Source organism: Kitasatospora sp. NEAU-69 (genome assembly GCF_057158765.1).
In genome coordinates, this window is the sequence record NZ_JBWXUE010000005.1 from 40,915 (window position 1) to 62,144 (window position 21,230).

The window sequence follows — 21,230 nt, forward strand, 5'->3', positions numbered from 1 at the left end:
CCCCAGATCGGAGGAAGATCCAAAGGCTGCATTGGTGACCGTTGTCATTCCACCTTGGGCGGGCCGATCCGGCCCCTGATCGTCAACTCTCACCGGAATCTCATCCGAAATAGGCCGATTGGACCGCTCAGTTGATATCGCGTTTATCCGTGGCCGCCTACATTTCCTGGTGTGAGCGATTCGAAGATTCCGGCCGGGTGGTACCCGGACCCGCAGGACACCACCACGCACCCCCGGCCCGAGCGCTGGTGGGACGGCACCGGCTGGACCGCCGAGACCCGGGCGAGCAGCGCGGCCGGTGGCCCCGCCGCGCCCGGCGAGGCCGCGGACCCGGACCTGGAGCACACCGCCGTCCTGCCCACCACCGGCAACGTGATCGAGGGCGAGATCGTGGACCCGGGCACCGTCCGGTTCCCGGCGCCGCCGACCGCGCCGACAGCGCCGAGCGCGGCGGCGGAGTCTGGGGACTCGGTCGGGCCGGTCGAAGCGGTCGAGCCTGGGGCCGAGGGCGCACCCGGCGGCGCGCCGTACGAGTCGGCGGCCGGCTTCCCGGCGGGCGGCCCGGCCGACGTGCTGTACGGCGCCGGACCGTACGCCGATCCGTATGCCCGGCCGAAGAAGCCGTCCGTCTTCAAGCGGATGTCCAAGTCGGTGGTGATCGCGGCCGCCGTGGCCGGTCTGCTCGGCCTGGGAATCGGCTCCGGTGTGACCTATCTCGCGACCGATCACCACAACCAGCAGGCCCAGGCCGTCGCCGCGCCGCAGAACGGCAATCTGCCCGGCCACAAGCGCCAGTTCCCCGGTGGCGGAAATGGGAACGGTAACGGTAATCAGAACGGAAACGGCGGCAGCGGCCAGAACGGCAGCGGCGGCGGTTCCGGCGACGGCTCGGGCGGTAGCGGTGGCAATGGCGGGAACGCCTTCCCCGGCTTCCCGAACATCCCCGGCCTCGGCGGCGGCAGCGGCGGTAGCGGCAGCGGCGGCAGCAGTGGCGGTGGCGGCGGTGGCCTGAGCAGCAGCGGCGTCGCCGCGGACCTGAACAGCGGCATCGCGCTCCCGATCCCGGCCGGCTGGAAGGGCGGCACCGACACCACCGGCTCGGCCGAGCTGGTCATCGGCGAGTACCAGTGCCCGGGCAGCACGGGGTCCGGCGGCAGCGGTGGCTCGGGTGGCTCCGGCGGTAGTGGCGGCAGCGGCGGCTCGGCCGGCACCACCTGCTCGCTCGGCGGCGTCAACACCGGCCAGATCCAGGGCACCGACCCGCAGGCCGCCGCCAAGAAGGACATCGTGGACGCGGCCAACGCCTCCTACCCGAACAGCAAGTCCCACCAGGAGCTCAAGTCCGAGCCGGTCACCGTGGACGGCCGCAGCGGCTACCTGGTCCGCTGGCAGGTCAGCGCGTCGCAGGGCAACGACGGCACGGTGGAGTCGGTGGTCTTCCCGACGGCCGACGGCAAGAGCCTGGTCTCGGTCCGGCTCGGCTTCGACATCGCGTCCAAGGCCCCGAGCGTCTCGGTGATGGACACCATCATCAGCGGGATCAAGGACTACACCGGCGCGGGTACCGGCAGCAGCGGCGGCGGTGCCGGCGGCGCCAACACCTGACGGCCCGCCACCGGTGCACGAGTGCCGCCCTGTCGCCCACGCGGGCGACAGGGTGGCACTCGTCCGTTCAGAGTCAGAGGAACGTGCGTCCCTCGCCGCGGTAGGTGGGCGCCGACTCCACCACCACGTCGCCCGAGATCAGGTGCAACTCGGCGAAGCGCTCGCACAGTTCGCCCGCCTTGGCGTGGCGGAACCAGACCCGGTCGCCGATCAGCAGGTCGTCCGCCGGGGAGCCGAGCAGCGGTGTCTGCACCTCGCCGGCGCCCTCCTGCGGGTCGTAGCGCAGGCCCTGCGGCAGGTACGGCACCGGCGAGCGGTCGGCGCCCGCCGGGCCGGACGCCGGGTAGCCGCCGCCGAGCACGGTGACCACCCCCACCCCGGGCCGGCGGACCACCGGCTGTGCGAAGAGCGCCGCCGGCCGGCCGTGGAACGAGCGGTAGTTGTCGAAGAGCCGCGGCACGAAGAGCCCGGACCCGGCCGCCACCTCGGTCACGGCGGCCTCCGCCACCGTGCTCTCCACGCTGCCGGTGCCGCCGCCGTTGACGAACTCCAGGTCCGCGACCTGGCGCACCGCCCGGACCACCGCCGAGCGCCGCTCGGCGAGTTCGCTCCGGGCCTTCGCCTGCATCGCGCGGATCATCCGGGACCGCACCGGCCGCCCGGCGATCGTGTCGCCGACCCCCGCGATGTGCCCCTCGTACGCCATCAGCCCGACCACCCGGAACCCCGGCCGCTGCTGCACCAGTGCGGCCAGCTCGCGCAGTTGCTCCGGCGTGCGCAGCGGCGAGCGCCGGGCGCCGACCCGGATCCGGCCGCCGAGCAGGTGCAGCGCGGTGTCCAGCTCCAGGCAGACCCGGACCTCCTCGCCGCCCTGCCGCGCGCCGTCGATCAGCCCGAGCTGGGCCGGGTCGTCGATCAACACCGTGATCCCGGCGGCGAGTTTGGGGTCGGCGGTGAGCTCGCCGAAGGCCGCCCGGTCGGCCGAGGGGTACGCGAGCAGCACGTCCGCCACCCCCGAGCGGCTCAGCCAGACGGACTCGGCGAGCGTGAAGGACATCACCCCGGCGAACCCGTCCATCGCCAGCACCCGGTCCAGCAGTGCCCGGCAGCGCACGGACTTGCTGGCCACCCGGATCGGTTTCCCGCCCGCCCGGCGGACCAGATCAGCGGCGTTCGCGTCGAACGCCGCCAGATCGACGATCGCCAGGGGAGCGTCCAGGTGTGCGGTGGCACGGTCGTAGCGGCTCCGGTCGGCCGCGGGGGAGCTCGTCATGGGCGGCACACTGCCACAGGGCGCTACCGATGGGTAGGGCTCGCTCAGGACGTCTTCGCCATCAGATGACGGCGGCCCGCACGCAGAGGATGTCCGGCAGGTGCGCGTTGATCAGCTGCCAGCTGTCGCCCTCGTCCGCGCTCGCGTAGAGCTCGCCGGTGCGGGTGCCGAAGTAGACGCCGGCCGGGTCGGCGTCGTCGGTGCGCAGCGCGTCGCGCAGCACCACGCCGTAGTGGTCGCCCTCGGGCAGGCCGGCGCCGAGCGGGTGCCAGCTCTTGCCGCCGTCCTCGGTGCGGTGGACGCGCAGCCGGTGGTCGGGCGGCATCCGCATGAAGTCGGCTTCCAGTACGGCGAGGTAGGCCACGTCGGCGCGGCGCGGGTGGGTGGCCACGGCGAAGCCGAAGACCGCCGGCAGGCCGGTCTCCACGGGGGACCAGTGGGCGCCCGCGTCGTCACTGCGGTAGACGCCGCCGTGGTTCTGCAGGAAGAGCCGGTCGGGGTCGGTCGGATCCGGTGCGATCTTGTGCACGCACTGGCCGAACTCCGGGTACTCGTCGGGGAGGAAGCTCGTGCGGATGCCGGTGTTGGACGGTGCCCAGCTGCGCCCGCCGTCCGCCGTGCGGTAGACGCCGCCGGAGGAGATCGCGACGGTCAGCGCGGCCGGATCCCGGGGGTCCGTCACGATCGTGTGCAGGCCCTGGCCGCCGAAGCCGGCACCCCACTGCTCGCGCTGCGGGTGCGCCCAGAGCGCCTCGACCAGCTCGAAGCTCTCGCCGCCGTCGGCCGAGCGGAAGAGCGCGGCCGGTTCGGTGCCGGCGTAGACCACGCCGGGTGCCTCCGGACCGGCCGGCTGGAGCTGCCAGACCCGGGTCAGCGCGACCCCGGTGTGCTCGGGGAACCGCACCGCGGGCCGGGCCGGCTCCCGCCAGGACGCGCCGAGGTCGTCGGAGTGCCAGACGGACGGCCCCCAGTGGCTGCTGTCGGCGCCGACCAGCAGCCGGGTGCCGCCGGCGCCCGCGCCGCTCCCGTCCGCGCCGCCCCCGCCGCCCGTGCCCGCGCTGCCGCGCCGGTCGATGCCGATCGAGTAGACGGCGTTCATCGGGAAGTGCGGCCCGGAGAACTCCCAGTCGAGCCGGTCCCGGCTGCGCCCCAGGAAGAGGCCCTTCTGCGTCCCGACCGCCAGCAGTACTTCGGTCATGCTTCCACTGTGCGCGGAGCGTCGGACGCCAGCGGCTAGGCTCGCCGGGTGGAGAGCAACAAGGAACTGCCGGGCGCGCGGAAGAACATCCCCAACCCCGGATTCGCCGAGGACGACGGCACCGCCGACCCGGCGCTGGCCCGGGCGCTGACCGCCTGGGCGACCGACCGGTCCGCCGAGGGTCCGCTGCTGGCGGCGCTGACCGGTGCCCGGCTGATGGTGCCGATCGTGGCGCTGCTCGGCGAGGTGGAGACCGACGCCAACGGCCTCAAGCACGAGAAGACCAGCGACATGGCGGTCCCGGTGCTGCAGGCGCCGGACGGCCGCCGGGCGCTGCCCGCGTTCACCTCGCTGGCCTCGCTGGCCGCCTGGCAGGCCGACGCCCGCCCGGCGCCGGTGGCCGCCCCGCAGGCCGTCATGACGGCGTACGCCGAGCGCGCCGACACCCTGCTGATCGACCCGGCCGGGCCGGTGACCTACGAGCTGACCGGCGCGCGGATGCGCGCGGTGGCGGAGAACCGGGTCTGGCTGCCGCCGGTCGAGGACCCGGACGTCCGCGCGGCGGTGACGGCGCTGCTCGCGGCCGAGCCGCAGGTGCTGCGCGCCGAGCTGCGCCCGGGAACCGAGACGGACGCCGTGCTGGCGCTCGCCCCGGCCCCCGGCGCGCCGGTGCAGGAGCTGGCCCAGCGGCTGGCCGGGGCGATCGCGGCCGACCCGGTGCTGCGGGTGCGGCTGGCCCGCGGCCTGGACCTGGCGCTGCTCCCCGCCGACGCGCAGCCCGCGGGGAACGGCTTCTACCTGCGGTCCTGACTCAGGAGCCGCAGGCTCAGGAACTCAGGAGCCGCAGGCTCAGGAGTAGACCGGCCCGGTGAACTTCTCGCCCGGCCCGGCGCCCGGCGCGTCCGGCACCAGCGAGGCCTCGCGGAAGGCGAGCTGGAGCGAGCGCAGGCCGTCGCGCAGCGGGGCGGCGTGGAAGTTGCTGACCTCCGGCGCGCCGGCGGTGATCAGCCCGGCGAGCGCGGTGATCAGCTTGCGGGCCTCGTCGAGGTCCTTGTCCTTCTCGCCGCCCTCGGCGAGGCCGCACTTCACGGCCGCCGCGCTCATCAGGTGCACCGCGACGGTGGTGATCACCTCGACGGCCGGCACCTCGGCGATGTCACGGGTGAGGTCGTCGAAGCCGATCGCCTCGTCGTCGTGGCCGGTGGGCTCGTGAGTGGGCTCGCTGCTCAAGGGAGGCTCATTCCATAAGGTGGATCCGTACCCTCCGGAGCGTACCCGGCGACGTCACCGGGACCGGTAGTGTAAAGTTCCTAATGACCGGCCAGGCGCTTCATCGTGCCCGGCCAGCAAGTGGAGGCTCCACCACGGGAGGCCCGAGAGGGCAACCGCGAAAGTCTCCCACCCGATCGACCTCACGGTGGACGGGTCCCGGTCCGCGACGGCAGCCATTCGGCGAGCTCGTCGCCGCAGCACCCCTCACCGGGTGCCGTCCCCCGGTTGTGTGGAGCCCCGCTTGTATCGAGCGGGGCTTTTTTCGTGCGGCGGTGCCAGGGGCAGCGCGGCACGAATGAAGCCCCGCCCAGTGGTCGAAGTCCACTACGTGCGACCGCCTCCCTGACGGCCGCATCGCAGAAGGTGCAACCAAGGAGGCCCCATCAGCACCGAGCCCCGCATCAACGACCGGATTCGCGTCCCTGAGGTGCGACTCGTCGGTCCCAGCGGCGAGCAGGTCGGCATCGTGCCGCTTGCCAAGGCGCTGGAGCTTGCGCAGGAGTACGACCTCGACCTGGTCGAGGTCGCGGCGACCGCCCGGCCGCCGGTGTGCAAGCTCATGGACTACGGCAAGTTCAAGTACGAGTCGGCCATGAAGGCCCGTGAAGCGCGCAAGAACCAGGCGCACACGGTCATCAAGGAGATGAAGCTCCGGCCGAAGATCGACCCGCACGACTATGACACCAAGAAGGGTCACGTCGTTCGGTTCCTCAAGCAGGGCGACAAGGTCAAGATCACGATCATGTTCCGTGGTCGCGAGCAGTCCCGCCCCGAGCTGGGCTTCCGACTGCTCCAGCGGCTCGCCAACGACGTCCAGGACCTGGGCTTCGTGGAGAGCTCGGCCAAGCAGGACGGCCGTAACATGATCATGGTTCTCGGCCCGCACAAGAAGAAGACCGAGGCGATGGCCGAGGCCCGCGCGGCGCAGGACGCCCGCAAGGCCGAGCGCCAGGGTCGCACCACTGGCCCCGATGACACCGCCGAGGCTGACGACGCCGCCCTTGAGGCGGAGAACGCCGCCCTTGAGGCCGAAGCCGACGAGGCCGAGGTGGACGAGGACGAGGTCGAGGCCGGCGCCGAGAGCGCTGCCGAGACCGAGGAGCCGGCCGAGGTCGCTCAGGACGCCTGAGTCCACCAGGGCTCCGGTCGGTCCGTGAGTGATCCGGCCACCACGGTTCCAGGGCTCCCGCCCCGGGACCGGAGAACACCCAGCGCCCGGGCTCGCGTGGTGACACGCGGGCCAGGGCGGACCGACGAGGAGATACGGCGACATGCCGAAGCAGAAGACGCACAGTGGCGCCAGCAAGCGCTTCAAGATCACGGGCTCTGGCAAGGTGCTCCGCGAGCGCGCTGGCAAGCGCCACCTCCTGGAGCACAAGTCCTCCAGGGTGACCCGCCGTCTGACTGGCACCGCCGAGATGGCCCCCGGCGACACCAAGACGATCAAGAAGCTTCTCGGTAAGTGATCGCCCGCCGCGGCCGTCAGGCCGCGGAGACCGGCTGATCCTTCCCGACCGATTCGATTGACGGACCACGTGAAGTAGTCCGTGGTCCAACCCCTAGGAGTAATGAAGTGGCACGCGTCAAGCGGGCAGTGAACGCCCACAAGAAGCGCCGGGTCATCCTTGAGCGGGCGAAGGGTTACCGCGGCCAGCGGTCGCGCCTGTACCGCAAGGCCAAGGAGCAGGTCACCCACTCGCTCGTTTACAACTACAACGACCGCAAGAAGCGCAAGGGCGACTTCCGTCAGCTCTGGATCCAGCGCATCAACGCTGCGGCCCGTGCCAACGGCATGACCTACAACCGCTTCGTGCAGGGCCTGAAGGCCGCCAGCATCGAGATCGACCGCAAGATGCTGGCCGACCTGGCCGTCAACGACGCGAACGCGTTCGCGACGCTGGTCGAGGTTGCCCAGAAGGCGCTGCCGACCGACGTCAACGCGCCGAAGGCCGCCGCCGACGCCGCCTGATCGACGTAGCACCCGGACCCGCAGGCTCCCCGTGAGCCTGCGGGTCCGTCGTTATCCACCGGTACGCGTCACCCACCGCTAAGCCACCCCGTGCGAAAGAGACCATGGCCAGCACCGACATCCCCCAGCTCAGCTCGCTCCGCTCGCCGCGGGTGATCGCCGCGCGCAAGCTGGCCCGCCGGGCCCAGCGCGGCAAGGACCGGCGCTTCCTGGCCGAGGGCCCGCAGGCGGTGCGCGAGGCGGTGGCGTTCGGGCTGCTGCCGGGCGGCGCGGGCGGTGACGCGAACCAGCACGCGGTGGTCGAGATCTACCTGACCGTCGAGGCGGCCGAGCGGCACGAGGACATCGTCACGGCCGCCCGGGAGGCCGGTCTGCCGGTGCTGACCGCGACCGACGAGGTGATCGCCGACATCTGCGACACCGTCACCCCGCAGGGCATCGTCGCGCTCTGCCGGTTCCTGGACACCCCGTTCGAGGAGGTGCTGCGGACCCGGCCGAAGCTGGTCGCGGTGCTCGCGCACGTGCGCGACCCCGGCAACGCCGGCACCGTGCTGCGCACCGCGGACGCGGCGGGCGCGGACGCCGTGGTGCTCACCGACGCCTCGGTCGACGTCTACAACCCGAAGGCCGTACGGGCCTCGGTCGGCAGCCTCTTCCACCTGCCGGTGGCGGTCGGCGTGCCGATCGAGACGGTGGTCGCCCGGCTGCGCGAGAGCGGCGTGCGGGTGCTCGCCGCCGACGGCGCGGGGGAGCGCGACCTGGACCAGGAGCTGGACGAGGGCACGCTCGGCGCGCCGACCGCCTGGGTCTTCGGCAACGAGGCCTGGGGCCTGCCGGAGGAGACCCGCGCACTCGCCGACGAGGTGGTGCGCGTGCCGATCCACGGGCACGCCGAGAGCCTCAACCTCGCCACGGCCGCCGCCGTCTGCCTCTACGCCTCCGCCCGGGCGCAGCGGTAGGTCGTCCGGTCGGCCCTGGGGCTACTCTCTCGCCCGCAGGCTGTCGCGAGCCGGGTACGGAGCGCTAGGGTCGGTGCCGACGGGAACAGACGGGGATGGGGCAGCGGCCGGCCGGACGGGCCGGTCGAATCAGGAGGACACCCATGGTCGGCAGCGAGGATCGGCCGGGGGCCGTGGTGGCCGGGCTGCCGCTGGATCCTGACGACCTGCCGGACGGCCTGGTGGTCGCCGACGGTGACGGCCTCGTGGTCTGCTTCAACCGCGCCGCCGGCCGGCTCACCGGCATCCTGCCCGCCGCCGTGCTCGGCCGGCCGCTGGACGACGCGCTGCCGCTGGAGGACCTCGAAGGCCGCCGCTGGTGGCAGCTGACCGACCCGTACGGCGGCCTGGCGATCCGCACCCGGCAGCCCGAGCGCAACCTGCTGCTGCCCGGCACCGGGCGCGAGGTGCTGGTCTCCGCCCGCTTCGTGCGCACCGTGCCGCGCGGGCCGGTGCGCCAGCTCGTCGTCGCGCTGCGCGGCACCGAGGCCCGGCTGCGCACCGAACGGGCGCACGCCGAGCTGATCGCGACCGTCGCGCACGAGCTGCGCTCCCCGCTGACCAGCGTCAAGGGCTTCACGGCGACGCTGCTGAACAAGTGGGAGCGGTTCACCGACGGCCAGAAGCGGGTGATGCTGGAGACGGTGAACGCGGACGCCGACCGGGTCACCCGGCTGATCGCCGAGCTGCTCGACATCTCCCGGATCGACGCGGGCCGGCTGGAGCTGCGCAAGCAGGTGGTCGACCTGGCCGCCGCGGTGCGCCGGCACGTGGCCGGGCGGGTGGCGGCCGGGATCCCGGCCGAGCGCTTCGACATCCGGCTCGCCGAGGGTCTGCCGCAGCAGTGGGCCGACCCGGACAAGGTGGACCAGGTGCTCGGCAACCTGCTGGAAAACGCGGTGCGGCATGGCGAGGGAACTGTCACCATCGAGGTGGCGCCGGCCAAGGAACTCGTCGAGCCGGCGCGCTGGGAGCACCCGGGCACCCCGCCCCGGGTCGTGGAAGGGACAGCGGTCACCGTGAGCGACGAAGGCAGCGGCATCCCCGAGGAGTCGATGCCGCGCGTCTTCACCCGCTTCTGGCGCGGCAGCAAGCGCGGCGGGACCGGCCTCGGCCTCTACATCGTCAAGGGGATCGTGGAGGCCCACGGCGGCGCCATCCGGATCGACCGGGCGCCCGGCGGCGGCGCGCGGTTCCGATTTATCCTGCCCGCCGGAGTGCCCGACTACATGGTCTGAGACGACCAGCAGGGGCCCGGCGGGCGAGCCGAGAGGGCCACCAGGCGACACCGAGGGCGCGTGCGAGTGAGCCGAAGGGCGCGCCGGTGCCGAAAGCGACGAGCGACAAGCGACCGAGGAACGAGGGAGCGCCGGAGCGAGGAGTGTCGGCACCGGGTCAAAGCGCCCGGAGGCGAACCGAGCCTCGAAAAGGGGCGGTGCGTGTCAGGCGACTACACTCGACCTGGTGTAACGCCCTGTGCGGCTGAGCCGCGGACACCCTTCCCGCTCCACCTTCCGGAGTCGGCGTGCCCGTTGCCCGGCCACGCAGGGCGTGGCGGTTGCATATCCGCGGTGGTCGCCCATCCGCGGTATCCGAGCACGGACGAGCAGGAGCACGGGAAAGATAGAGATGTCGGCACCCAACAAGTCCTACGACCCGGTAGAGGTTGAGGCATTGAAGCCCGAAGAGGTCGAGCGCGCCCGCGACGAGGCCGTCGCGGCCTTCGCCGCCGCCGGCACCCTGGACGAGCTGAAGCAGGCCAAGGTCGCGCACACCGGCGACCGTTCCGCGCTCTCGCTCGCGAACCGCGAGATCGGCGCGCTGCCCCCGCAGGCCAAGGCCGCGGCCGGCAAGCTGATCGGCCAGGCCCGCGGCGCGGTCAACCAGGCGCTGGCGAAGCGTCAGGCCGAGCTGGAGGCCGAGCGCGACGCCCGGGTGCTGGTCGAGGAGGCGGTGGACGTCACGCTGCCGTACGACCGCGCCCCGCGCGGCGCCCGGCACCCGCTGACCACGCTGGCCGAGCGGATCGAGGACACCTTCGTCGCGATGGGCTACTCGATCGCCTCCGGCCCCGAGGTCGAGGCGGAGTGGCTCAACTTCGACGCGCTCAACCTGGGCCCGGACCACCCGGCCCGCTCGATGCAGGACACCTTCTTCGTGGCGGCCGCCGACGGCTCGCCCGACTCCGGCATGGTGCTGCGCACCCAGACCTCGCCGGTGCAGATCCGCACCATGCTCGACCGCGAGCCGCCGCTGTACGCGGTCTGCCCGGGCCGGGTCTACCGCACCGACGAGCTGGACGCCACCCACACCCCGGTCTTCCGCCAGGTCGAGGGCATCGCGGTCGACGAGGGCATCACCTTCGCCGACCTCAAGGGCACCATCGAGCACCTGGTCTCCTCGCTGATCGGCGACGGCCTGGAGCTGCGCTGGCGGCCGTCGTACTTCCCGTTCACCGAGCCGAGCGCCGAGATCGACCTGCAGTGCTTCGTCTGCCGGGGCGAGAGCGTCGGCAACCCGGACCGCCCGTGCCGGACCTGCTCCTCCGAGGGCTGGATCGAGCTCGGCGGCTGCGGCGTGGTCAACCCGCGGGTGCTGGTCGCCGCCGGGGTGGACCCCGCCCGCTACAGCGGATTCGCCTTCGGCCTGGGCCTGGAGCGGATCCTGATGAACCGTCACAACGTCGCCGACATGCGCGACATGGTCGAGGGTGACGTGCGTTTCACTCTCCCGTTCGGGATGGAGATCTGATGCGCGTCCCGCTTTCCTGGCTGCGTGAGTACGTCGACCTGCCGGCCGGTGTGACCGGCCGTGAGGTCGGCGAGAAGCTGGTCCGGGCCGGCCTGGAGGTCGAGACCGTCGAGCAGCTCGGCGCCGACCTCAAGGGCCCGCTGGTGGTCGGCGAGGTGCTGTCGATCGAGGAGCTGTCCGGCTTCAAGAAGCCGATCCGGCACTGCTTCGTCAACGTCGGCGACGCGAACGGCACCGGCGAGCCGCAGGAGATCGTCTGCGGTGCCCGCAACTTCGCGGTCGGCGACAAGGTCGTCGTGGTGCTCCCGGGCGCCGTGCTGCCCGGCCCGTTCCCGATCGCCGCCCGGCAGACCTACGGCCACACCTCGGCCGGCATGATCTGCTCGGCCCGTGAGCTCGGCATGGGCGACGACCACGACGGCATCATCGTGCTGCCGCCGGAGTACGCCCCCGGCACCGACGCGATCGAGCTGCTCGAACTGGTCGACGAGGTGCTGGACATCGCGGTCACCCCCGACCGCGGCTACTGCCTGTCGATGCGCGGCATGGCCCGCGAGGTCGCGACCGCGTACGGCCTGCCGCTGGCCGACCCGGCGCTGCTCGACGTGCCGCCGGCCAACTCGTACGGCTACCTGGTCAAGGTCGCCGACCCGGCCGGCTGCGACCGCTTCGTGGCCCGCACGGTCACCGGCATCGACCCGGCCGCGAAGTCGCCGATCTGGCTGCAGCGCCGCCTGCAGAAGATGCACGTGCGGCCGATCTCGCTGACCGTCGACATCACCAACTACGTGATGATGGAGGTCGGTCAGCCGCTGCACGCGTACGACCGCGCCCGGGTGGACGGGCCGATCCAGGTCCGCCGGGCCGAGTCCGGCGAGGTGCTCACCACGCTGGACGGCACCAAGCGCAAGCTCTCCACCGAGGACCTGCTGATCTGCGACAACTCCGGGCCGATCGGCCTGGCGGGCGTCATGGGCGGCCAGTCCACCGAGATCCTCGACCCGGTCGTGGACCAGGAGAGCGGCGTCGTCACCGGCACCACCGAGGTGATCATCGAGGCCGCGCACTTCGACCCGGTCGCGATCGCCCGCAGCGCCAAGCGGCACAAGCTGCCGTCCGAGGCCTCCAAGCGCTTCGAGCGCGGCGTGGACCCGGAGGCCGCCCGCGCGGCCGCGCAGCGCGCCGTGGACCTGCTGGTGCTGATCGCCGGCGGCACCGCCGAGGCGGGCGTCACCGACATCGCCGCGCCGCACCCGGTGCGCACCATCAGCATCGCCGCGGACCTGCCGGACAAGGTGGCGGGCATGGCGTACGGCCGCGAGACCGTCGCCCGCCGGCTCCAGGAGGTCGGCTGCACGGTGGCCGGCTCCGACGTGCTGGAGGTCACCCCGCCGAGCTGGCGGCTCGACCTGACCGACCCGAACGACCTGGTGGAGGAGGTCATCCGGCTGGAGGGGTACGACACCGTCCCCGCCCGGATGCCGATCGTGCCGCCGGGCCAGGGCCTCACCCCCGACCAGCGGATGTTCCGCCGGGTCGGCCGGGCGCTGGCCGCCGCCGGCTACGTCGAGGTGATCAACTACCCGTTCCTCGGCGAGCCCGCGTTCGACGCGCTCGGCCTGGACGACAGCGACTCGCGCCGGCGGACCGTCAAGCTGGTCAACCCGCTGAACGACGAGGAGCCGTCGCTGCGCACCACGCTGCTGCCGGGCCTGCTCGGCACGGTGCGGCGCAACGTCGGGCGTGGCAACACCGACCTGGCGATCTTCGAGACCGGCCTGGTCTTCCTGCCCGACGCCGAGCCGAAGGTGGCCCCCCGCCCGGCCGTCGACCGCCGCCCGAGCGAGGAGGAGCTGGCCCGGCTGAACGCGGCGCTGCCGCTCCAGCCGCGCCGGATCGCCGTCGCGCTGGCCGGTGAGCGGCTGCCGTCCGGCTGGTGGGGCAAGGGTGGTCAGGGCGGCTGGGCGGACGCCGTCGAGGCGGCCCGCGTGGTGGCCGACGCGGCCGGTGTCGAGCTGACCGTGCGTTCGGCCCAGTACGAGCCGTGGCACCCCGGCCGCTGCGCCGAGCTGGTGGTCGCCGGCACCGAGCGGGTGGTCGGCCACGCCGGCGAGCTGCACCCGCGGGTGGTCAAGGCGCTGCACCTGCCCGAGCGCACCTGCGTGATGGAGCTCGACCTGGACCTGCTGACCGCCGATGGCGAGCTGCCGGTCGAGGGTCCGCCGGTCTCCGGCTACCCGGTGGCCACGCAGGACGTCGCACTGATCGTCGACGCCGAGGTGCCGGCCGCCTCGGTGGAGGCGGCGCTGCGCTCCGGCGCGGGCGAACTGCTGGAGTCGCTGCGGCTGTTCGACGTTTTCACCGGTGAGCAGGTGGGCGAGGGCAAGAAGTCGCTGGCGTACGCGCTGCGGTTCCGTGCCACCGACCGCACGCTGACCGCCGACGAGGCCTCGGCCGCCCGCGAGAGCGCGGTGGCGGCGGCGCTCGCGGCGACCGGCGCGGTGCTGCGCGGGGCGTGACGCGGTAACTGAGACGCGGTAACGGAGGGGCCCCGGGGTTGTTGGTCAACCCCGGGGCCCCGTTTGCTCACAGGTGCTTGGCGAGCGCCTCGTGGACCTTCTGCCAGGCGTCGGCGCCGGCCCGCGGGTCGTAGTCGGCCGGCCGGTCGGAGCAGGCGAAGCCGTGCCGGGCGGCCGGGTAGGTGATCAACTGGTGCGCGACACCGGCCTCGACCAGCCGCTGCTCGGCCTGCTGCCACTCCTCGGCGGTGATGATGTGGTCCAGATCGCCCCGGAAGCCGAGCATGAAGACCCCGTTCGCCGCGATCCGCTCGGCGTCCGCCAGCGGCGGGACCGGGCCGACCAGCGGGAAGTCGGTGTTCAGCAGCCAGCCCGGGTAGAAGACGGCGGCCAGCTCGAACTTCAGCTCCGTCGCCGCCCGGACCGCGATGTGGCCGCCCATGCTCAGCCCGATGAACGCGACGCCCCGGTCGCCCGCGTACCGGCGGGCGACGGCCAGCGCCGCGGTGGCGTCCGCGACCAGCTCGTCGCGGTCCAGCGCGCGCATCAGCACCAGGCCGGCCTCGCGCTCCTCGGGCGTGTAGCCGAGCTCGGTGCGCCGGGCCTGGCGCCAGTAGAAGTCGGGAGCCACCGCGACGTACCCGGCCTGCGCCAACTCGGCGCAGACCGTGCGGGCGTAGGCGTTCACCCCGTACAGCTCGGGGCAGACCACCACCGCCCCGCGCACCGGCCCGTCGGGCTGGACGACGTACGCCTCGGCGTGCGCGTCCGCGCCACCGTCACTGTCACTGTCACTGTCACCAAGAGCTTCCCACTGACCGGTCATGACTGCCCCCGTGCTGTTGTCCCGTCCTGATGCGCTGTCAGGCCGCATCCTAGGGCGGGAAGGTGACGGCTGCGTGCCAGGTCAGCCGAGTGGCGTGGCGGTGCAGCGCCGCCCAGTGCTCCGGGGTGCTCAGTGCTCCGGGCTGCCGCCGACGTACAGGCCGCGCGGGCGGTGGCGGGAGGCCGGTGCCTCGTACTCCTCCAGCGCGTGTGCGATCCAGCCGGCCGAGCGGGCCACCGCCACGATCGCCTCGGTCGCGTCCGCCGGCATGCCCGCGAGGTGCGCGAGCAGGGCGAGTGCGAAGTCGGAGTTGGCGAAGGTGCCGAGCCGCTCGCCCGCCGCGCCGATCAGCGCCTCGGCCGCGGGCCGGACGCCGCCCGGGTCCGGGAGTGCCGCGAGCAGCCGCAGCAGCGCTTCGGCGCGTGGGTCGTGCCGCTGGTAGAGCCGGTGGCCGAAGCCGGGCACCCAGCCCTCGGTGCGCAGCCGTTCGGCGAGGGCGCCGAGCGGGTCGCCGCCGGTCACCGCGTCGCCGATCAGCCGGTAGGCGAGCGCGCCCGCGCCGCCGTGCAGCGGGCCCTCCAGCACGGCGAGGCCGGCCGAGACGACCGAGTACGGGTGCGCGCGGGTGGAGGCGGCGATGCGAGCGGCGTAGGTGGAGGCGGCGACGTCGTGGTCGGCCATCAGCACGAGGGCGCCGTTCAGCGCCCGAATCGCCTCGGGGGTCGGGGAGTTGACGGTCAGCCGGGGCCAGAGCAGCTCGGCGATCGAGGCCCTGGCGAGGTCGTCTCCTTCGTCGAGGCGGGGCGCGGCGGCGACCATCGCCGCGATCAGCGCCCGCGCGGTCGCCGCCACGCCGGCCGGCTGCAGGTCCACCCGCAGCGGGTCCGCCACCGCCGCCGCCGTCACGGCCGCGCGGAACCGGTCCGCCGGCCGGGCCCGCTCCGGCAGTGCCGCGGCCGCCGCGCGCGCCGCAGCCGACACGGCGGCGGGCGCCGTGAACCGGGTGCCGTCCGGCACCTCCCGGCCGTGCCAGAGCCACTCGGCCACCGCCTCGAAGTCGGAGCCGTCCGCCAACTCGGCCACGTCGCGGCCGCGGTAGCTGAAGCGGTCGTCCTCGATCAGGGTCAGTCCGGTGCGGATCGGCTCGGCCGCGTTCGCCGGTCGCGGGCCGCCGGTGCGGGTGCCGCGGGCGGCCAGCGCCTCGACGGCGGCGGCCGGGAAGAGGCTGCCCTTGCCGTCGGCCGAGCGGACCCGCTCGATCAGCCCGCGGCTGACGTACGCGTAGAGCGTCTCGGGCTTGACGCCCAGGCGGCGAGCGGCCTGCTGCGTCGTGAGCAGCGGTTCTTCGGGATCGCGGGGCATCTGGACTCTCTCATCCACATTGATTGGATCAACATTGACAGCATTGACGAGTAGGTGGAGATTAGCAACTACCGAGCCGTTCTGAGTGTGCGAAAGAAGACCGTCATGAGCGTCGCTGCACCCATGCCCCAGGCCACCAACGTCGAGCCCACCACCGCCGCCGAGGCAGCCCCCGCCCGTCGCGAGATCACCACCATCGACGTCCCCCGCGGGCTGAGCGGCGTGGTCGTCACCGAGACCCGGATCGGCGACGTCCGCGGCCGCGAGGGCTTCTACCACTACCGCCAGTATTCGGCGATCGACCTCGCCGAGCAGCGCGGCTTCGAGGACGTCTGGCAGCTGATGCTGGACGGCGCGCTGCCCGCCGACGCCGCCGAGCGCGCCGCGTTCGCCGCCCAGACCGTCCCGCTGCGCCGCCTGCCCGAGGAGCTGCGTCCGCTGCTGGAGCCGGTCGCCCGCGCCACCGCCGCCGGCGGCCCGCTGGCCGGCCTGCGCGCGCTGCTCCCGGTCGCCGGCGCGCTGCACGGGCTGCGCCCGGTGTACGACATCGACGCGGCGGGGCGCCGGGCCGACGCGCTGTACATCAGCGCCCTCGCCCCGACCCTGATCACGGCGCTGTACCGGGTCGGCCAGGGCCTGGCGCCGGTCGATCCCCGGGACGACCTCGGCTTCGCCGCCAACTACCTCTACATGATGACCGGCCAGGAGCCGAGCGCCGAGCACGCCCGGGCCATCGAGCAGTACCTGATATCGACGATCGACCACGGCTTCAACGCCTCCACTTTTACCGCCCGGGTGATCGCCTCCACCGGCGCCGACCTGGCCGCCTGCCTGACCGGCGCGCTCGGCGCGCTCTCCGGCCCGCTGCACGGCGGCGCGCCGAGCCGCGCGCTGGACACGCTGGACGCGATCGGCTCGCCCGACAAGGCCGAGCAGTGGGTGCGGGACCAGGTTCTCTCCGGCGACCGGGTGATGGGCTTCGGCCACGCCGTCTACCGCACCGAGGACCCGCGCTCGCGGATGCTGCGCGGCGTCGCGGAGCGGCTCGGCGGCGGCTTCGCGCCGCTGGCGGTCGAGGTGGAGCGCATCGTGCTGGACGCGCTCGCCGAACTGAAGCCCGGCCGCGAACTGTTCACCAATGTCGAGTACTACGCGGGCGTGGTCATGGACCAGTGCGGCGTCCCGCGCGAGATGTTCACCCCGACCTTCGGCGCGGGGCGGATCGTCGGCTGGTGCGCGAACGTGCTGGAGCAGGCGGCGGACAGCAAGATCATCCGCCCGGCGGCCCGGTACGTCGGCGAGGCGGCCCCGCAGCCGCTGCCCGCGCCGGCGAACTGAGGCGACTCGGCCCGGCCCGGCCCGGCCCGGCTCGGCCCGCGGATCACGGTGCGGGTCAGAACCCGGGCAGCACGTCCTGCTCGACGTCGTGGCGGCGCGCGGGTTCCGGGGTGTGCCGGCAGCCAGGGCCGCGGCGGAGCATCCGGGACTCGGGGTCGTGCAGCGGCCGGCCGCAGCCGCGGCAGGTGACACGGGTGGCGAGGCGCTCCTCGCCCGGAGGGACGTCGAGGAGCGCCTCGGGCTGCTGCTGCCGGCCAGGTCGATCGCTCATGCGGTCGAGCCTACCGGCCTGCTGCTAGTTGGCGCAGGCGCCGTTGAGCTTGCTGCTGCCGAGCTCCGCGCAGCCGATGAAGCCGTGGCCGCGCAGTTGGGCGGTCATCGCGTCGTCGGTGAGCAGCCGCAGGTAGTCGGCGGTCAGGCCGGCCGGGGCGCCGGCGGTGTAGAGGTACTCGGTCGCCACGAACGGGTAGCTGCCGTTCAGCGCGTTCGCGCGGGTCGGGGCCGAGCCGCCGATCGGTACGACGCCGACGTTCGGGAAGAACGAGAGCGCGTCGGCCTCCGCGTAACCGATGGCGTTCGGCGTGGAGTTGACGTAGCTGAGCAGGTCCATCGTGGTCGGCTCGGTGCAGGAGGCCGCCGGGGCCCGGTTCCCGTCGGGGGCGGTGCACGGCGGGGCGCCGGTGAGTTGGCCGTCGGGAGTGTCGAGGACCGTGCCGTCGAAAGTCGTCCGGGTGCCCGAGGCGGTGCTGCGGCCGACCGCGACGAAGCCGCCCTGCTGCGGGTTGCCGAAGATGCTGCGCAGCTGGTCGGGGCTCTGCCCGTCCTTGAAGAGTCCGGGCAGTTGGGCGGCCAGTGCCCGGTTGGCCACCACGGCGAACATCACCACGCCGGCCGGGTGCCGGGTCAGCCCGGAGTCGTTCTGCTGCGGCGGCTGCCCGTCGGACATCGCGATCAGCGAGCTGCTCCGGCTCGCGGCCAGGTGGGTCACGCCCTGGCCGCTGCCGTCGGCCAGCACCGTGATGTCGGCGTTCGGGCAGCTCTGCTGGTAGAAGTTCTTCACCTCGGTCGCGATCGGCGCGAAGGCGGTCGAACCCTCCACGGTGAGCGTGCCGTTGGCGCAGGTGGCCACCGCCTCGTGCGCCCGGTTGCCGACCCAGGCGCCGATCGAGACGCCGAGTACGACGGCCACGGCGACCGCGGCGGCGACGATCTGCGTGCGCAGCGAGCTCCTGGTCTTCGCGATCTCGCCGCTGCGCAGGATCCCGCCGGCCTCGATCGGGCCGTCCGAGCCAGTGAGCAGCACGAGCAGCTTGAACCCGGCGCGGCGGTTGAGCGGCAGCGCGGGCAGCGTGATCCGGTCCTGGCCCGGCGGGATCGCCTGGGCCGCCGCGTGCAGCAGCTCGTAGAGGTCACCGGCGTCGCGCACCTTGAAGTGCTCGACCGTCCGGTTCGGGAACGCGAAGTACATGGCGACGGCGAAGTGGCTCTCCTCGATGTCCTGGCCGCCGGAGTTCTGCACGTCGAGCACGACGAGACTGCCGTGCTCGATCTTCTTCTCCTTCCAGCTGATCTCCCACATGTCCGGGCCATTCGGCTTGACCGGGCCCTGGTTGATCGGCTCGTCGTACAGCACGTTCCAGTTGATCTGACGGCGCTGACGCAGCGCCCGCCAGAGCAGCCCGCCAATGCCGGTGATCACGGTGATCGCCACGGCGGTCACCAGCTCTCGGCTGTCGATCACCGAGTTCAAAGTGGTGAGCGCACCGGATGCCTCGTCGTACATGCAGCCTCGTCGTCCTTCCCCCGCCACGACAACAACATGTGACTGAACGTCGTTTGATATGCCCGCATGGTGAGGGTGGGGCCCGACGGTAGACCGACCGTCGGATGAACGGGGCGAAACGATCGCGAGCGGGTTGGGATTCGATCTCGAATCGGGGCCGTCCCTTGAAGATCACCCGGCGACTGCCTGAGGCTGGGGGAAACCTCCCTGCGCCTGCACCAGCGCATGGCGAAGGAACCCGCAGAAAACACAGAACCCCTGTACGGCCCGCACGGAGCCACACAAGGGTTCAGTCGGGGGAGCCGGTCAGATCGCCCCGAACTCGCCAGCCTTGATCCCGTCCACGAACGCGGAGAACGCGTCGGCCGGGAAGATCAGCGCAGGCCCTTCCGGGTTCTTCGAGTCCCGGACAGGCATGACGCCGGCGAAGCCGGGGGCAACCTCAACACAGTCGCCGCCGTTGTTGCTGTACGACGACTTGCACCAGGAAGCGCTGGTCAGGTCAGTGCTGCTCATGGCTGAAGTTCCTTTCGTGCCTTGCGGATCAGGTCAAGGGATGCCGCCGTCGGCAGCGCTTCCACTAGCAGGTGATCGTAGTCCCTTGACCAGGCCGTCACCGTGGTGCGTGACCGCTCCAAGTGGCCCTTTGCCGTCGATTCGGCGTAGCCGACTACAGAGTGATCCGGCAGGTCGAGCAGCACAACCGGCAGGGTGAACGTCAGGTTCTCACCGAGACTGAAGGGGGCAACCTGAACTGTGATGTTCGGTCGCTGCGCCAGTTCCTCCAGATGCCGAAGCTGGTCCGTCATCACCTGCGAGCCACCTACCGTCCGGCGCAGGCAACCCTCTTCGAGTACCGCGTGAAACACAGGCGGTGACTTCTGGTTAAGCAGCGCCTGGCGAGCGGCTAGATACTCGGTCCGCTCGTCCGCCTCGTTCTGTGTGATGGCTCCCCGCCTGACTGCTGCGGATGCCAACGCCTCCGCGTACGCCGGAGTCTGGAACAGGCCCGGAACGATGATCAACCCAACTGTCCGCAGGCGGCGGCACCTTGCCTCAGCGTCCGCGAACTCCGGGAACCCCTCGAGCAGCGCCGCACGGGTGTACTTGCGCCACAGCTCGTAGAACTTCTGTCCGGTCTCGAAGACCTCATCGGCCTTAACAGCGGCCTCCCGTGTTGGGGCTCGTTTAGCTCGTTCGAGGTACGAGATGAACGCACCGGTGTACCCCATGCGCTTGCCCACCTCAACCTGTGACCAGCGCCTTGCCCGCCGTGACCTGCGCATCTCCAGTCCGAAGCGCACGTTTGGAGCTGACTGAGAGTCAGCGTCACTATCGCTCAAGATCGTTGAACTCCTTAACGCGACATAGCTGTCAAGGTCAAACCACTAGCGAGCGTACGGGGTCGTGTCGATCCTTGGTAGTGGAAGCACTACGGAGAGGAATCGGCTGATGACAGCGAGAAGCGCGGAGTGGGAGTCGGGGCAGCGGAGGACGCTGCTCCGAGAGCAGGAGCGCGAAGCCACCGACACCGCAAGGCAGTTGGCGGCGAAGCTCGCCGAGGCCGCGATCGTCCTGCCGTCGGTTGGTGTGGACTGGCCGATGGTCACCGGTGAAGTCCTCGTCACGCTCGGCCGAGCCAACACCAGCACCGTGCGGGAGCTGATCAGCCTGCTCTCCGATGGTCTGAAGTACCGTGCCCAGCAGCAGCGTTGAGGGCCCCGAGGAGCGGATGGTCCGGGAGCTCCGGGAGCGTGCCGAACGGGTCGTCGCCCGGATGGTCAACGCTCTCGCGCTGGCTGAACTTCCGCGCCTCGTCGGGTTGGAGGGTGGCCGGATCACCGTCATGCGCGAAGGCATCCACATCGAGATCGGCGGGTGCAGCGTCCGCACCCTGGAAGCAATCGCCGGCTACATCGAAGACCACGCGGTCTGTATGGGGCGGGTCATCCCCGGCTGGACCGTGCCCGCTCGGGTGGCCGAACTGCCCGGTGTGCGAGACGAGGTGAGCGAGTCGTGAGCAGCGAGCCCCAGCACCAGGGCCTCACCATCCGCACGTACCTGGTGACCGCCGACGGTGAGCGAATCCAGCTCTCCCGGGGCGAGTTCGGCCCCGAGCTTCCAAGCGGCCGCCCGTCCAGTCAGATCTGGCCGGCCTGCCAGTGCGCACGGTGCGCGCCTCCGCCGTCATCAGCCCCTGAGTCGTCGAGGGACGCCTAGCGGCTCCACAGGCGCCCGTGCCGGTCGTCCTGGAAGGCGGCCAGTGACGACCAGCACCGGTCCGGGCCCGTCCGCAGACTGCCTTCGTCGTAGGCGGACGGGACCATCCAACAGAC

General features: G+C 72.3%; 21 protein-coding genes. 12 read left to right on the plus strand and 9 right to left on the minus strand.

Features of this window, described 5'->3' with window-relative positions:
* Positions 1 to 171: 171 nt before the first annotated feature.
* Positions 172 to 1,605, plus strand: a complete 1,434-nt coding sequence (locus AC060L_RS07600; protein WP_483797792.1) for a DUF2510 domain-containing protein — start codon at positions 172 to 174, stop codon at positions 1,603 to 1,605.
* Positions 1,606 to 1,678: 73 nt separating this feature from the next.
* On the opposite strand, the gene AC060L_RS07605 is transcribed toward AC060L_RS07600, so the two are convergent.
* Positions 1,679 to 2,878 (minus strand): amino acid deaminase/aldolase, encoded by a 1,200-nt coding sequence (locus tag AC060L_RS07605; protein ID WP_483797793.1) that lies wholly within the window; start codon positions 2,876 to 2,878, stop codon positions 1,679 to 1,681.
* A gap of 61 nt (positions 2,879 to 2,939) precedes the next feature.
* Positions 2,940 to 4,076 (minus strand): WD40/YVTN/BNR-like repeat-containing protein, encoded by a 1,137-nt coding sequence (locus AC060L_RS07610; RefSeq protein WP_483797794.1) that lies wholly within the window; start codon positions 4,074 to 4,076, stop codon positions 2,940 to 2,942.
* Positions 4,077 to 4,124: 48 nt separating this feature from the next.
* On the opposite strand from AC060L_RS07610, the gene AC060L_RS07615 reads away from it, so the two are divergent.
* Positions 4,125 to 4,886 carry an SseB family protein gene (locus AC060L_RS07615; RefSeq protein WP_483797795.1) on the plus strand — a complete coding sequence of 254 codons (762 nt, stop codon included), beginning with the start codon at positions 4,125 to 4,127 and terminating at the stop codon, positions 4,884 to 4,886.
* Positions 4,887 to 4,925: 39 nt separating this feature from the next.
* On the opposite strand, the gene AC060L_RS07620 is transcribed toward AC060L_RS07615, so the two are convergent.
* Positions 4,926 to 5,306, minus strand: coding sequence for a DUF1844 domain-containing protein (locus AC060L_RS07620; protein ID WP_483797796.1), 381 nt, complete (start codon positions 5,304 to 5,306; stop codon positions 4,926 to 4,928).
* Between the two features lie 424 nt (positions 5,307 to 5,730).
* Here AC060L_RS07620 and infC point away from each other — a divergent pair, with 424 nt between their 5' ends.
* The 7 genes from infC (at position 5,731) to pheT (ending at position 13,585) form a co-directional block, all read left to right on the plus strand.
* Positions 5,731 to 6,477 carry a translation initiation factor IF-3 gene (infC, locus tag AC060L_RS07625; protein WP_483798015.1) on the plus strand — a complete coding sequence of 249 codons (747 nt, stop codon included), beginning with the start codon at positions 5,731 to 5,733 and terminating at the stop codon, positions 6,475 to 6,477.
* A gap of 142 nt (positions 6,478 to 6,619) precedes the next feature.
* On the plus strand, positions 6,620 to 6,814 hold the full coding sequence (rpmI, locus tag AC060L_RS07630; protein WP_184934509.1) for a 50S ribosomal protein L35: 195 nt from the start codon (positions 6,620 to 6,622) through the stop codon (positions 6,812 to 6,814).
* A 107-nt stretch (positions 6,815 to 6,921) separates the two neighbouring features.
* Positions 6,922 to 7,317 carry a 50S ribosomal protein L20 gene (gene rplT / locus AC060L_RS07635; protein ID WP_483797797.1) on the plus strand — a complete coding sequence of 132 codons (396 nt, stop codon included), beginning with the start codon at positions 6,922 to 6,924 and terminating at the stop codon, positions 7,315 to 7,317.
* 104 nt (positions 7,318 to 7,421) lie between these two features.
* Positions 7,422 to 8,276 (plus strand): TrmH family RNA methyltransferase, encoded by an 855-nt coding sequence (locus AC060L_RS07640; protein WP_483797798.1) that lies wholly within the window; start codon positions 7,422 to 7,424, stop codon positions 8,274 to 8,276.
* A 143-nt stretch (positions 8,277 to 8,419) separates the two neighbouring features.
* The gene (locus tag AC060L_RS07645) at positions 8,420 to 9,553 is read left to right on the plus strand and encodes a sensor histidine kinase (protein ID WP_483797799.1); all 1,134 of its coding nucleotides are present in this window, start codon (positions 8,420 to 8,422) and stop codon (positions 9,551 to 9,553) included.
* A gap of 391 nt (positions 9,554 to 9,944) precedes the next feature.
* The gene (pheS, locus tag AC060L_RS07650; protein WP_483797800.1) at positions 9,945 to 11,066 is read left to right on the plus strand and encodes a phenylalanine--tRNA ligase subunit alpha; all 1,122 of its coding nucleotides are present in this window, start codon (positions 9,945 to 9,947) and stop codon (positions 11,064 to 11,066) included.
* Positions 11,066 to 13,585, plus strand: a complete 2,520-nt coding sequence (gene pheT / locus AC060L_RS07655; RefSeq protein WP_483797801.1) for a phenylalanine--tRNA ligase subunit beta — start codon at positions 11,066 to 11,068, stop codon at positions 13,583 to 13,585. The genes pheS and pheT overlap by 1 nt, the downstream gene beginning before the upstream one ends.
* Before the next feature lie 67 nt (positions 13,586 to 13,652).
* Here the strand turns inward: pheT and AC060L_RS07660 are convergent, their stop codons facing one another.
* Both AC060L_RS07660 and AC060L_RS07665 read right to left on the minus strand, forming a co-directional pair.
* Positions 13,653 to 14,411 (minus strand): dienelactone hydrolase family protein, encoded by a 759-nt coding sequence (locus tag AC060L_RS07660; protein WP_483797802.1) that lies wholly within the window; start codon positions 14,409 to 14,411, stop codon positions 13,653 to 13,655.
* A gap of 129 nt (positions 14,412 to 14,540) precedes the next feature.
* Positions 14,541 to 15,773 (minus strand): citrate synthase, encoded by a 1,233-nt coding sequence (locus AC060L_RS07665; RefSeq protein ID WP_483797803.1) that lies wholly within the window; start codon positions 15,771 to 15,773, stop codon positions 14,541 to 14,543.
* 105 nt (positions 15,774 to 15,878) lie between these two features.
* Here AC060L_RS07665 and AC060L_RS07670 point away from each other — a divergent pair, with 105 nt between their 5' ends.
* Positions 15,879 to 17,111, plus strand: coding sequence for a citrate synthase (locus AC060L_RS07670; protein WP_483797804.1), 1,233 nt, complete (start codon positions 15,879 to 15,881; stop codon positions 17,109 to 17,111).
* 55 nt (positions 17,112 to 17,166) lie between these two features.
* On the opposite strand, the gene AC060L_RS07675 is transcribed toward AC060L_RS07670, so the two are convergent.
* The 4 genes from AC060L_RS07675 to AC060L_RS07690 form a co-directional block, all read right to left on the minus strand.
* Positions 17,167 to 17,382, minus strand: a complete 216-nt coding sequence (locus tag AC060L_RS07675; protein ID WP_483797805.1) for a DUF6011 domain-containing protein — start codon at positions 17,380 to 17,382, stop codon at positions 17,167 to 17,169.
* Between the two features lie 24 nt (positions 17,383 to 17,406).
* Complete coding sequence (locus AC060L_RS07680) at positions 17,407 to 18,894, minus strand: PstS family phosphate ABC transporter substrate-binding protein (protein ID WP_483797806.1); 1,488 nt, start codon at positions 18,892 to 18,894, stop codon at positions 17,407 to 17,409.
* A gap of 306 nt (positions 18,895 to 19,200) precedes the next feature.
* Complete coding sequence (locus AC060L_RS07685) at positions 19,201 to 19,410, minus strand: DUF397 domain-containing protein (RefSeq protein WP_483797807.1); 210 nt, start codon at positions 19,408 to 19,410, stop codon at positions 19,201 to 19,203.
* Positions 19,407 to 20,198 carry a helix-turn-helix domain-containing protein gene (locus AC060L_RS07690; protein WP_483797808.1) on the minus strand — a complete coding sequence of 264 codons (792 nt, stop codon included), beginning with the start codon at positions 20,196 to 20,198 and terminating at the stop codon, positions 19,407 to 19,409. The genes AC060L_RS07685 and AC060L_RS07690 overlap by 4 nt, the downstream gene beginning before the upstream one ends.
* Before the next feature lie 148 nt (positions 20,199 to 20,346).
* Here AC060L_RS07690 and AC060L_RS07695 point away from each other — a divergent pair, with 148 nt between their 5' ends.
* The gene (locus tag AC060L_RS07695; RefSeq protein ID WP_483797809.1) at positions 20,347 to 20,610 is read left to right on the plus strand and encodes a hypothetical protein; all 264 of its coding nucleotides are present in this window, start codon (positions 20,347 to 20,349) and stop codon (positions 20,608 to 20,610) included.
* Positions 20,611 to 20,626: 16 nt separating this feature from the next.
* Positions 20,627 to 20,914 (plus strand): hypothetical protein, encoded by a 288-nt coding sequence (locus tag AC060L_RS07700; RefSeq protein ID WP_483797810.1) that lies wholly within the window; start codon positions 20,627 to 20,629, stop codon positions 20,912 to 20,914.
* Positions 20,915 to 21,230: the final 316 nt, after the last annotated feature.

What these genes read in the sequence shown, in the direction of transcription:
- AC060L_RS07605 (WP_483797793.1), bottom strand. Translation starts at nt 2,878, where the DNA reads ATGACGAGCTCCCCCGCGGCCGACCGGAGCCGCTACGACCGTGCCACC.
- AC060L_RS07610 (WP_483797794.1), bottom strand. Translation starts at nt 4,076, where the DNA reads ATGACCGAAGTACTGCTGGCGGTCGGGACGCAGAAGGGCCTCTTCCTG.
- rpmI (WP_184934509.1), top strand. Translation starts at nt 6,620, where the DNA reads ATGCCGAAGCAGAAGACGCACAGTGGCGCCAGCAAGCGCTTCAAGATC.
- AC060L_RS07640 (WP_483797798.1), top strand. Translation starts at nt 7,422, where the DNA reads ATGGCCAGCACCGACATCCCCCAGCTCAGCTCGCTCCGCTCGCCGCGG.
- AC060L_RS07645 (WP_483797799.1), top strand. Translation starts at nt 8,420, where the DNA reads ATGGTCGGCAGCGAGGATCGGCCGGGGGCCGTGGTGGCCGGGCTGCCG.
- pheS (WP_483797800.1), top strand. Translation starts at nt 9,945, where the DNA reads ATGTCGGCACCCAACAAGTCCTACGACCCGGTAGAGGTTGAGGCATTG.
- pheT (WP_483797801.1), top strand. Translation starts at nt 11,066, where the DNA reads ATGCGCGTCCCGCTTTCCTGGCTGCGTGAGTACGTCGACCTGCCGGCC.
- AC060L_RS07660 (WP_483797802.1), bottom strand. Translation starts at nt 14,411, where the DNA reads ATGACCGGTCAGTGGGAAGCTCTTGGTGACAGTGACAGTGACAGTGAC.
- AC060L_RS07665 (WP_483797803.1), bottom strand. Translation starts at nt 15,773, where the DNA reads ATGCCCCGCGATCCCGAAGAACCGCTGCTCACGACGCAGCAGGCCGCT.
- AC060L_RS07670 (WP_483797804.1), top strand. Translation starts at nt 15,879, where the DNA reads ATGAGCGTCGCTGCACCCATGCCCCAGGCCACCAACGTCGAGCCCACC.
- AC060L_RS07675 (WP_483797805.1), bottom strand. Translation starts at nt 17,382, where the DNA reads ATGAGCGATCGACCTGGCCGGCAGCAGCAGCCCGAGGCGCTCCTCGAC.
- AC060L_RS07680 (WP_483797806.1), bottom strand. Translation starts at nt 18,894, where the DNA reads ATGTACGACGAGGCATCCGGTGCGCTCACCACTTTGAACTCGGTGATC.
- AC060L_RS07685 (WP_483797807.1), bottom strand. Translation starts at nt 19,410, where the DNA reads ATGAGCAGCACTGACCTGACCAGCGCTTCCTGGTGCAAGTCGTCGTAC.
- AC060L_RS07695 (WP_483797809.1), top strand. Translation starts at nt 20,347, where the DNA reads ATGACAGCGAGAAGCGCGGAGTGGGAGTCGGGGCAGCGGAGGACGCTG.
- AC060L_RS07700 (WP_483797810.1), top strand. Translation starts at nt 20,627, where the DNA reads ATGGTCCGGGAGCTCCGGGAGCGTGCCGAACGGGTCGTCGCCCGGATG.